The sequence below is a fragment of the Kineococcus glutinatus genome (assembly GCF_039542765.1).
In the GTDB taxonomy this organism is placed as follows: Bacteria; Actinomycetota; Actinomycetes; order Actinomycetales; family Kineococcaceae; genus Kineococcus_A; species Kineococcus_A glutinatus.
The window spans coordinates 1-8,080 of the sequence record NZ_BAABIL010000510.1; the positions used below are offsets into that span (position 1 = coordinate 1).

At 76.5% G+C, this 8,080-nt stretch carries 8 protein-coding genes; 3 read left to right on the forward strand and 5 right to left on the reverse strand.

The window, feature by feature from the left end:
- The coding region (locus tag ABEB16_RS17215) for a GtrA family protein (protein WP_345713448.1) at window positions 1-599 on the reverse strand (599 nt) is incomplete at its 3' end.
- Window positions 600-957: 358 nt separating this feature from the next.
- Here ABEB16_RS17215 and ABEB16_RS17220 point away from each other — a divergent pair.
- Window positions 958-2,172, forward strand: coding sequence for a 5-(carboxyamino)imidazole ribonucleotide synthase (locus ABEB16_RS17220; RefSeq protein WP_345713449.1), 1,215 nt, complete (start codon window positions 958-960; stop codon window positions 2,170-2,172).
- Window positions 2,169-2,708 carry a 5-(carboxyamino)imidazole ribonucleotide mutase gene (gene purE / locus ABEB16_RS17225; protein WP_345713450.1) on the forward strand — a complete coding sequence of 180 codons (540 nt, stop codon included), beginning with the start codon at window positions 2,169-2,171 and terminating at the stop codon, window positions 2,706-2,708. The genes ABEB16_RS17220 and purE overlap by 4 nt, the downstream gene beginning before the upstream one ends.
- Window positions 2,709-2,822: 114 nt before the next feature.
- Here the strand turns inward: purE and ABEB16_RS17230 are convergent, their stop codons facing one another.
- Together ABEB16_RS17230 and ABEB16_RS17235 are read right to left on the reverse strand one after the other, a co-directional pair.
- The gene (locus tag ABEB16_RS17230; protein WP_345713451.1) at window positions 2,823-4,052 is read right to left on the reverse strand and encodes an LCP family protein; all 1,230 of its coding nucleotides are present in this window, start codon (window positions 4,050-4,052) and stop codon (window positions 2,823-2,825) included.
- 215 nt (window positions 4,053-4,267) lie between these two features.
- Complete coding sequence (locus tag ABEB16_RS17235; protein ID WP_345713452.1) at window positions 4,268-5,587, reverse strand: UDP-glucose dehydrogenase family protein; 1,320 nt, start codon at window positions 5,585-5,587, stop codon at window positions 4,268-4,270.
- A gap of 220 nt (window positions 5,588-5,807) precedes the next feature.
- Between ABEB16_RS17235 and ABEB16_RS17240 the strand changes: the two genes are divergently transcribed.
- On the forward strand, window positions 5,808-6,890 hold the full coding sequence (locus ABEB16_RS17240; protein ID WP_345713453.1) for a cell wall-binding repeat-containing protein: 1,083 nt from the start codon (window positions 5,808-5,810) through the stop codon (window positions 6,888-6,890).
- 42 nt (window positions 6,891-6,932) lie between these two features.
- On the opposite strand, the gene ABEB16_RS17245 is transcribed toward ABEB16_RS17240, so the two are convergent.
- Entirely contained in the window at window positions 6,933-7,298 is a 366-nt protein-coding gene (locus tag ABEB16_RS17245) for a DUF2304 domain-containing protein (RefSeq protein WP_345713454.1), read from the reverse strand.
- A gap of 9 nt (window positions 7,299-7,307) precedes the next feature.
- A complete protein-coding gene (locus ABEB16_RS17250) occupies window positions 7,308-8,030 on the reverse strand; it encodes a glycosyltransferase family 2 protein (protein ID WP_345713455.1) in 723 nt (240 codons plus the stop codon).
- Window positions 8,031-8,080: the final 50 nt, after the last annotated feature.

Here is an 8,080-nt window from a genome sequence, read left to right on the forward strand (position 1 = left end):
CCCGCTGACCCCGGCGGCGACCCCGGCGGCGAGCCCGGCAGCGAGCCCGCCAGCGGTCCGTCCGCGGCGGCGGGCACCTGCGGCGCCGCGGGACCGGCCACCGCGAGGGCGGCGGGCGGCACGAGCCCGAAGGTGCGGTAGGCGTAGTAGCGGAACGCCGTGCCCAGCACGAGGCCCACGACGTTGGCCGAGACGTTCTGCGCCAGGGGTGAGCGCAGCCCCAGCACGTACACCGTGAACCCCAGGCAGCCCAGCGCGATGAGCAGCCCGCCCGCGTTCATCACGCCGAACAGCAGCAGCTCGCGCAGCTTGCCCGGCTGGTGGCGGTGGCGGAACGTCCAGTACCGGTTGCCGAGCCAGGAGAACAGCGTGGCCAGCGCCACCGAGATCACCTTGGCGGTCAGCGGCTTGTGGTTGAGCACGCCCTCCCGGTCGGGGCCGGCGAAGCAGAGCAGGTTGTAGATGCCGGTGTCCACGACGAACGCCAGGGCGCCCACGACGCCGAACTTGGCCATCTCCCGCACGACGAGCTCGTAGGTCCCCCGCAGCCGCGCCAGCAGGCCGGTCCGTGCGGGCGGTGCGTCGTGCGCGTGGGCCACGGTGAGGTGCTCCTGGGGTCGGGTGCGCCGACGGGCGGGGTGCCCTGGACCGGCCGTCCCCGCAGTCTGCCCCACGGCCCTGGGAGCGGGCCGGGAGCCGCGCCTCAGCGCTCCCGGGGCGGCTCCGCCTCGGTGGGCGCACCCAGGCGCGTCTCCATGTGCATGGCTCCCACGATGCCGGCGACGACCAGCGCGACGCAGGCGATGAGCGTGAACATGGGTCTCCCCCCGACCGGTCCGTCACCGGCCCTCGGCTCCACCGGGTGCACCCGGCCGGGGCAAGGCTCTCGCGCCGCGCGCACTCCGGCACCTCCAGACACGCCGGGGCCGGCCGCCGCCCTGGATAGGCTGCCGCCCCGTGACGAGCACCACCACCGACCCGGCCCCCTTCCCCCGGCCCGGCGGGTTCCCCGTCGTCGGCGTCGTCGGCGGCGGGCAGCTGGCCCGGATGATGCAGCCCGCCGCCGTCGCCCTCGGCGTCCGGCTGCAGGTCCTCACCGAGGCGCCCGGCTCCAGCGCCGCGCAGGTCATCACCCCCGCACCGGTGGGCGCGGCCGACGACCTCGACGCCCTGCGCGCCTTCGCCGCCGGCTGCGACGTCGTCACCTTCGACCACGAGCACGTGCCCACCCCCCACCTGCGGGAGCTGCAGGCCGCCGGCGCGTCCGTGCGGCCCGGCCCCGACGCCCTCGTGCACGCCCAGGACAAGACGGTGATGCGCGAGCGGCTCACCGCGCTCGGCGTGCCCTGCCCGCGCTGGCGGCGGGTGGCCGGCGAGGCGGAGCTGACCGCCTTCGCCGAGGAGGTGGGCTGGCCCGTCGTGCTCAAGACCCCGCGCGGCGGCTACGACGGCAAGGGCGTCCTCGTCGTCGACGGCCCCGACGGCGGCTGGCGCGCCACCGCCGCCGGCTGGTGGGAGCGCGGCGAGCTGCTGGCCGAGGAGCACGTGCCCTTCACCCGCGAGCTGGCCGTGCTCGTGGCGCGCAGCCCCTCCGGGCAGGCCGCGGCGTGGCCGGTGGTGCAGACGGTGCAGGCCGGCGGCGTGTGCCGCGAGGTCGTCGCCCCCGCCCCCGACCTCGACGCCGACCTGGCCGCGCACGCCACCGCCACGGCCCTGCGCATCGCCGAGGGCCTCGGCGTCACGGGGGTGCTGGCCGTGGAGGTGTTCGAGGTGGAGCGGGGCGGGCGCAGCGAGGTCCTCGTCAACGAGCTGGCCATGCGCCCGCACAACTCGGGGCACTGGAGCATCGACGGGGCCGTCACCGGCCAGTTCGAGCAGCACCTGCGGGCGGTGCTGGACCTGCCGCTGGGGGACCCCCGCCCGCGCGCGCCGTGGACGGTGATGGTCAACGTGCTGGGCCGGCCCGACCCCGAGCCCCGGCACGCGGACCTGTTCCGCTCCCACCTGCACGTGATGGCCCACGACCCGGGCGTCAAGGTGCACCTGTACGGCAAGGAGTACCGCCCCGGGCGCAAGCTCGGGCACGTCACCGCCTACGGCGACGACCTCGTCGCCGTCCTGGACCGAGCGCGGCACGCGGCCGCCTTCATCGCGGGGGAGATCGACGAGTGAGCCAGCAGCAGCCGCAGGTGGGCGTCGTCATGGGGTCCGACTCCGACTGGCCCGTCATGGAGGAGGCCGCGAAGGCGCTGGCCGAGTTCGGCGTGCCGCACGAGGTGGACGTCGTCTCCGCGCACCGGATGCCGCACGAGATGGTCGCGTGGGGCGCCTCGGCCGCCGAGCGGGGCCTGCGCGTCGTCATCGCCGGCGCCGGTGGCGCCGCGCACCTGCCGGGGATGCTGGCCAGCGTCACGCCGCTGCCCGTCATCGGCGTGCCGGTGCCGCTGCGCCACCTCGACGGCATGGACTCGCTGCTGTCGATCGTGCAGATGCCCGCCGGGGTGCCGGTGGCGGCGGTGTCGGTGGCCGGGGCGCGCAACGCCGGGCTGCTGGCGGTGCGCATCCTGGCCGCGGGCGGCGACGAGGAGTCGCTGCGGCTGCGCGAGCGGATGACCGCGTTCCAGGGCGAGCTGCGCGACGGCGCCCGCGCCAAGGGCGAGCGGCTGCGCGCGCGGGTGCGCGGCGGCGGCGTCGGCCTCGGGGGCTGAGCCGCTCCCTCGGACCCCCTCAGCGCGCCCTTCTCCGGGTTCGGGCGCTCCCGAGGCGGCCCGGGAGCGCCCGAACCCGGAGAAGGGCGCTGGCGGGGTGCGCCGGCGCCCGCCTCAGCCCGCGAGGGCGCGCAGCGCCTCGGTGTCGTCGGCGCGCAGGGCGCTGAACAGCTGCGCCGCCCGCTCCTCGTCCCACTCCACCGCGATGCCCGACGACGTGCGCAGGTCCGGGTCGGACACGGGCACCGTCATCGAGATGCCGTCGGTGCCGGCCGCACCCTGCAGCCCGCGGGCGAAGGTGAGCAGGGCCAGCGGCGAGGCGCCCTCGTCGAGCACCAGCGCCGAGCCGCCCGCGGAGGCCAGCGGCACCGCCCGCGCCGGGTTGAGCAGCGTCGACGGGGTCGCGGCGGCCTTCGCGATGGCCGCGATCAGCTCGCGCTGGCGCTGCACCCGGCCCAGGTCGCCGAGGGGGTCGGAGTAGCGGTACCGCGCGAAGCCGAGCGCCGTCGCCCCGTCCATCGTCTGGCAGCCCGCCGCGATGTCGAGGCCGGCGCGCTCGTCCTGCACGGGAGCGGGCACGCACATCTCCACGCCGCCGACGGCGTCCACGACGCCCGCGAAGCCCCCGAAGCCGGTCTCGACGTAGTGGTCGACGTGCAGGCCGGTGGCCTGCTCCACCGTCTGCACCAGCAGCGTCGGGCCGCCGAAGGCGAACGCCGCGTTGATCTTGTTCGAGTCGTGCCCGGGGACGGGGACGTAGCTGTCGCGGGGGATGCTGATCAGCGCGGGCGCACCCGAGGCGGGCACGTGCAGCAGCATGATCGTGTCGGTGCGCTGGCCGACGTCGTCACCGGTGGACAGCTCCGCGCGCTGCTCGGCGTCGAGGCCCTCGCGGGAGTCGCTGCCGATGACGAGGAACGTGGTGCCCGGGGTGTCGGCGGGGGAGCCCTCCGCGGGCAGCGCCTCGACCTGCTGGACGTTCGTCCAGGCGGTGGCCCCCAGCAGCAGCGGGTAGCCCACGACGAGGAGGGCGACGAGGAGCAGCACGACGGGCCAGCGGCGCCTGCGCCGGCGTGCGGTGGCGGGGCGGGCGGCGGGACGCGGCGGGGTGGCCGGTGGCCGGGGGGTGGGACGCGGCGCGCCGGGGGCGGCGTACCGGGTGTCGCGCGGGGTGGCGTGCGAGGAGGTGCCGTACCGGGTGTCGTGGCCGGTGTCGTAGCGCGGCAGGCGCTGGGTGGCCGCCGGTGGGACCTCCGCCCGCCGCGGTGCGGTCGGCCGGCCTGGCGGCGTGCGCGGGATGCGCCTCGTCGGCTGGTCGTCGCGATAGGGCGGATCCGCAGGCATCGTCCCACAGTACGGGTGCGTCCGCGCGGTGTGGCCCGCTGGCGGAGGCGTGGCGCGCACGCGTCGCGGAGGTCGTGCGGAGATCCCGCGCACCGCTCGCCCGACCCGGACGAGCCCCCGGTGGACGGCCGGACCCGGCCACCTGTGCGGTGACCGGGTCCGGGGACCGGGCTGTGCCCGGTGTCGTCGTCTCGGGTGTCGTCTCGGGTGCTGCCTCAGGTGCGGGGGCGGCCCAGGGCGCGGTAGGTCCAGCCGGCGGTGCGCCAGCGGGTGGGGTCCAGGGCGTTGCGCCCGTCGAGGATGCGCTTCTCGGCGACCAGGGGGGCCAGCGCCTCGGGGGCCAGCTCGCGGTACTGCTTCCACTCCGTCAGCAGCAGCACGACGTGGGCGCCGGCCACGGCCTCCTCGACGGTCTCGGCGTAGGCGATGTCCGGCAGCGCCTTGCGGGCGTTGTCCAGGGCGGCGGGGTCGGTGAGGACCACGTCACCGCCCTGCAGGCGGATCTGGGCGGCGACGTTGAGGGCGGGGGAGTCGCGGATGTCGTCGGAGTCGGGCTTGAAGGCCGCGCCCAGCACCGCCACCCGCCGGCCGATGAGGGAGCCCTCGCAGACCTCCCGGGCCAGGTCGACCATGCGGATCCGCCGGCGCATGTTGATGGAGTCGACCTCGCGCAGGAAGGTCAGGGTCTGGTCGGCGCCCAGCTCCCCGGCGCGGGCCATGAAGGCGCGGATGTCCTTGGGCAGGCAGCCGCCGCCGAAGCCGAGGCCGGCGTTGAGGAACTTGCGCCCGATGCGGTCGTCGTGGCCGATGGCGTCGGCCAGGGAGGTGATGTCGGCGTTGACCGTCTCGCACAGCTCCGCCATCGCGTTGATGAAGGAGATCTTGGTGGCGAGGAAGGAGTTGGCGGCGACCTTGACCAGCTCGGCGGTCTGGTAGTCGGTGACCACCAGGGGGGTGTCGCGGCTGAGCGGGGTGGCGTAGACCTCGTCCATGACGGCCTTGGCGGCCTGCTGGGCCGTGCCGCCGGGCAGGCCGTAGACGAGGCGGTCGGGGGCCAGGGTGTCCTGCACGGCGAAGCCCTCGCGCAGGAACTCCGGGTTCCACACCAGGTGCGCCTCGGGCTGGGCGGCCTGCAGGGCGGCGGCCAGCCGGGAGGCGGTGCCGACCGGGACGGTGGACTTGCCCACCACCAGCTCCCCGGGGCCCACGTGGGGCAGCAGGGAGTTGACCGCCGCGTCCACGAAGCGCAGGTCGGCGGCGAACTCGCCCTTCTTCTGCGGGGTGCCGACGCAGATGAAGTGCACCCGCGAGCCGGCGGCCTCGGCGATGTCGGTGGTGAAGCGCAACCGGCCCGAGGCCATCGTGCGCTCCAGCAGCTCCGGCAGCCCGGGCTCGTAGAACGGTGCGCGCGCCGCCTGCAGCGCGGCGATCTTCTCCGGGTCCACGTCGACCCCGACGACGTCGTGGCCCAGCTCCGCCATGCAGGCGGCGTGGACCGCTCCCAGGTACCCGCAACCGATCACCGTCATGCGCATGCGGCGCACCCTACTGGCGGGGTGTGCACACCGTCACCATCGTGACCTGGATCACGCCCGCCGCCGGGAACCCCGCGCGACGTCACCGGGACGGCCCAGCGCCGTCACGCGGGGCGCCCGGGCCGGTGCGCGCGGGTGCTGCGCGCACGGATCGGTGAGACTGGCCCGTGGCACCCCCCGCTGCCCGGGCGGCGGGAACCGACGCACCAGAGAGGTCCCCATGCGCTCGCGCCCCCGAACCCCCGTCCTCAGCGCTCTCACCGCGAGCACCTGCCTCCTCGCGGTGGTCACCGCCGCCACCCCGGCCGGAGCCGCTCCCGGGGTGGGCACCAAGGCCGCCCCGGCGGTGAACCGCGTCTACGGCGGCGACCGCATCGCCACGGCGATCAACGCCTCCGCCGCGTTCGACGACGGGGAGGCCGGGGCGGTCGTCCTGGCCCGCTCCGACGACTTCGCCGACGCGCTGGCCGCCGCGCCGCTGGCCTCGGACCGCGGTGGGCCCCTGCTGCTCACCCCGCGCGCCGGGCTCTCGCCCGCCGTGGGTGCGGAGATCCGGCGGGTGCTGCGGCCCGGCGGCACCGTCTACCTGCTCGGCGGCACCGGCGCGCTGTCCGCCGACGTGGAGCGGGCGGTGCGCGACCTGGGCGTCGCCGTCGAGCGCGTCCAGGGGGGCAACCGCTACGAGACGGCCGTCGCGGTGGCCCGGCTGATGCCCGGCGCCGCGAACGCCGCGGTCGTCACCGGCCTCGCCTTCCCCGACGGGCTCGCGGCCGGTGCGCTGATGGGGATGGAGGACGAGCGGACCGACAACACCTTCGGCGTGGTCCTGCTCAGCGCCGGCCCCACCCTGCCCGCCGCCACCCGCGACTACCTGGACACCCGCGACTTCGCGCGGACCGGCTACGTCGTGGCCGTCGGCGGGGACGCCGTGCGCGCCACCGAGGGCCTGGCCCCCGGCCGGCTGGTGGCGCTGGCCGGCGCCAACCGCTACGAGACGTCCGCGAAGGTCGCCACCGCCACCCTCTCCAGCGGCGACTTCTTCGAGACCCCCGGGCGCGCCGTGGGCGTGGCCACCGGCGAGGACTGGCCCGACGCCCTCGCCGGGGCGGCCCTCATGGGGTACGCGGCCGGACCGCTGCTCATCACGCGGCGGACGTCCCTGCCGACCGAGACCCGCGACGCGCTGGTGGCGCTGGGCGACGACGCCGCGAGCGTCGGGGGCGTCACGACCGCCCTCGTGTTCGGCGGCCCCGCGGCGGTGTCCACCGACCAGGACGCCGCGATCTCCGCCGCCCTGGGCTGAGCACCGCCCCGTGCCCGGACCCGGCGCCCACCGCGGTGGGCGTCAGGTCCCGGGGCCCTCGCCGTCGTCCCCGGCGACGGGGGAGGCGGCCTCGTCGAGGGCCAGCTGCCGGGTGAGCTGGGCCAGCCGCGCCTCCAGGGCGCGGGTGCGGCGGTAGGAGGAGGCCATGAACCCCAGCAGCGCGACCACCGTGCCGTACAGCACGAGGTCGGTGCCCCGGCCCACCCCCAGCCACGCCGCCACCCGCGTCACGGCGCCGGGGACGAGGATGCTCGTCACGGCGAGCAGCACGAGGGCGACCAGCAGCAGCCGGCGCACCGCCTGGTGGCGGGCGTCGGCGGTGCTGTGCACGAGCACGCCGGTGATGACGACGAGCGCCGCGATGAGCACCACCTGGATGAGCAGCACGGGTCCTCCTCAGCCCAGCAGCGTCTCGACGAGGATGTTGACGCTGTTCAGCAGCGACTGCCCCTTCTTGCGGGAGTAGTCGGTGTAGAGGATCTCCACCGGGTGCTCCACCCACCTCAGCCCCGAGCGGCCCACCTGGCTGACGATCTCCGAGGCGTGCGCCATCCGGGGGTGGGTGATCCGCAGGGACTCCACCGCCGGCCGCGACAGCGCCCGCAGGCCGTTGTGGGCGTCGGTCAGCCGCACGCCCGAGGTGGCGTTGGTGTAGAGCACGGCACCGCGCAGCACGGCGCGCCGCATCGGGTCCAGGCGCGTGCGGGAGTCCAGGAAGCGGGAGCCGAAGACGACGTCGGCCTCGCCGCGGCGCAGCCGCTCCACCATCGCCGCGGCGTCGGCGACGCGGTGCTGCCCGTCGGCGTCGAACGTCACGACGTGGCGGGTCGCGGGCGAGCGCAGCACGTAGTCGAAGCCGGTCTGCAGGGCGGCGCCCTGGCCGAGGTTGACGCAGTGGCGGACCACGACGGCGCCGGCGGCGCGCGCGGCCGCGGCGGAGCCGTCGGTGCTGCCGTCGTCGACGCACACGACGCGCGGGAACACGGCCCGCAACCCGCGCACGACGTCGCCGATGACCGTCGCCTCCTGGTAGAGGGGGACGACGACCCACGTCTCGGCGCCCGGCCCGGCACCCGCGCCGCGGGTGCCGGTGGGGCGCGCGGTGTCCGTCCGCTCCATGCCGCCGTTCCGTCCGTGCCGCCGCCCGGCGGCCGTGCCCGCCGCGGCCC

Excerpts from the sequence above, each read along its gene's own strand:
- ABEB16_RS17230 (WP_345713451.1), bottom strand. The coding sequence starts at position 4,052 with ATGCCTGCGGATCCGCCCTATCGCGACGACCAGCCGACGAGGCGCATC.
- ABEB16_RS17250 (WP_345713455.1), bottom strand. The coding sequence starts at position 8,030 with ATGGAGCGGACGGACACCGCGCGCCCCACCGGCACCCGCGGCGCGGGT.
- ABEB16_RS17240 (WP_345713453.1), top strand. The coding sequence starts at position 5,808 with ATGCGCTCGCGCCCCCGAACCCCCGTCCTCAGCGCTCTCACCGCGAGC.
- ABEB16_RS17235 (WP_345713452.1), bottom strand. The coding sequence starts at position 5,587 with ATGCGCATGACGGTGATCGGTTGCGGGTACCTGGGAGCGGTCCACGCC.